This is a genomic window from Piscirickettsia salmonis LF-89 = ATCC VR-1361 (genome assembly GCF_000297215.2).
Classification (GTDB): domain Bacteria; phylum Pseudomonadota; class Gammaproteobacteria; order Piscirickettsiales; family Piscirickettsiaceae; genus Piscirickettsia; species Piscirickettsia salmonis.
Map to the genome: position 1 here is coordinate 1 of NZ_AMFF02000253.1, position 1,948 is coordinate 1,948.

4 protein-coding genes are annotated in these 1,948 nt (G+C 31.0%); all 4 read left to right on the forward strand.

The window, feature by feature from the left end; translation table 11 throughout:
* Positions 1–172, forward strand: a 172-nt coding sequence (locus C200_RS13900) for a transposase (protein ID WP_033923692.1), incomplete at its 5' end; no start/stop codon positions are given.
* A complete protein-coding gene (locus C200_RS13905) occupies positions 173–985 on the forward strand; it encodes a hypothetical protein (protein ID WP_016212223.1) in 813 nt (270 codons plus the stop codon).
* A gap of 113 nt (positions 986–1,098) precedes the next feature.
* The gene (locus C200_RS13910) at positions 1,099–1,497 is read left to right on the forward strand and encodes a PilN domain-containing protein (RefSeq protein WP_248782679.1); all 399 of its coding nucleotides are present in this window, start codon (positions 1,099–1,101) and stop codon (positions 1,495–1,497) included.
* The coding region (locus C200_RS13915) for a hypothetical protein (RefSeq protein WP_033923853.1) at positions 1,494–1,948 on the forward strand (455 nt) is incomplete at its 3' end. The genes C200_RS13910 and C200_RS13915, both read left to right, overlap by 4 nt.

The window sequence follows — 1,948 nt, forward strand, 5'->3', positions numbered from 1 at the left end:
TGCGGGTTGTCACTTATTATTTTTACCCCCTTATTCTCCTGATTTAAACCCGATAGAGCATGTATGGTCACCGCTTAAAAATAGGGTTCGCATGAAGCTTGATCAAGATGAAATAAATTTAGAGACAGCGCTTAGTCAAGTAATGAAGTCAATGTCAGAAACTATTCGTTGAGTGCTATATCTCGCAGAGAGCCAGCTGGGCCGTAACGCTAAGCTTGAACTCATTAACTGTTTGACTTTGCCTTACTCCTCGCCATTAGAAGTAGATCGATTAGCTATATTAAAAAAGTCGCTGCATTATTTAAAAGGTAAAAAAATTATTTTGGCGGTGAAATATCAAGATGTGGTTGAGAGGCGCAGCAAAATTAGTCGGCTAACTGATTTTAAAGTACATGAAGGCCAGGCGCTTTCTTATATTGCAAAAAGCTGTAACTTGCCAATGGATAGTTTTTATACAGATACTAGTTTATGTCATACGAAAGAAAATAACTATTTTGATCTTGTTGCTGTTAGCAAAGCACAGCTTTACTCGCGTATAGCACTATTTTCTAAATTAGGCCTTAGTGTCTTTGCTGTAAATATTGATGTATATGCATTATTTGATCTATGCAAAAAGCTACTAGTCAAGCAGTCTATTGATTCTGGTCTAATTATTTATATGGGCGAAGAAAGCTGCTCTTTTTATTTGATAGATGATCATCGAATTTGTTTTGAGCCGGTGCATCGGTCGATGACTAGCAAAGACAGGCGAGAGGAAAATAGTACTAGTATTGTTGATTTTATTTATGAGGTCATTGAAAGTATTTTTATGTCAATCGAGTGTAATAAAATTGAAAATATTTTTTTGTTTGGAATTAAGAATAAATTAATTATTAATAGGGTAAATGTCTATAATATGTCTGACATTATTGAAGAGAAATTTTCTTTAGTATTGCCATATGAGTTAATATCATTATCACTTGCTTTAAGCTATAAAAAATTATGAGAAATATTAATTTTTTAGAAAAAGAAAATTTTTTTAAAAAATATAGATTGATTAATAGCATGAAAACTTCTTTATTGCTATGTGTTTTTCTTGTAAGTGCGAGCTTATATTTGGTGATTATTTTGAAAACTAGGCCTAATAAAGTCGAAAGGCAAGGCAGTGATCATCAATATCAGGAAATATTAGCAAATATTCAGTTGAAACTGCAAGGGGTTCAACTAAAACTTAATCAGCTGGATAAGATTAATAATCAAAAGTATCGCACTCTTTATACATTGTATAAAATTTATCAAATTACGCCAAGAGGTGTTTATTTTAAGAGTATGTCTTATCATGACGGAGTGATTGATTTGCAGGGAGCCTCTAGACAAAGGGCGTTGATCAGAAAGTTAATTAATGATATTGAGTCTTCTGCTGATTTGGCCATTGATTCTGTTAATATTTCGGATGATGTTAGCCGGGTGACTATATCAGAAAAAATTAGATTTTCTTTAGTGGCTCATTTTTTATGATTAAGAATAAAGTGTTGTTTAATAAGTTTGGTATTTTTAATATTATTATATTTGGAATGTTTATTTTAGTGTTAATTATATTATTGGTTAATATTTTTAAATATGGTGATCATAAAAAAATAAATTTTATAAAAATAAGAGAAATTGAAAATAAAGAAAATTTTTTACAAAAAATTAATTCGGCAAGAGAAAATTATGAAAATAAATTAAAGAAAATAGCAAGTTATAATATTGAAAGTACTAGTGAAAGTGTTGAGAGGTTTTTAGATCTGCTTTACCATGCTGAGGGTATGACAAAATCGCAAGTGAGTAAAGTAAGAGAAAAGCCAAACGGAAGCTTTGATAAGGTCTCTGTAAGCTTGTCTGTTATTACTGATTATCTAACGTTTATTCGTTTTCTTATTATCTTGCAGCAGTCTAATCTGTTATTTTCTATCGCTGCGAGCCATGG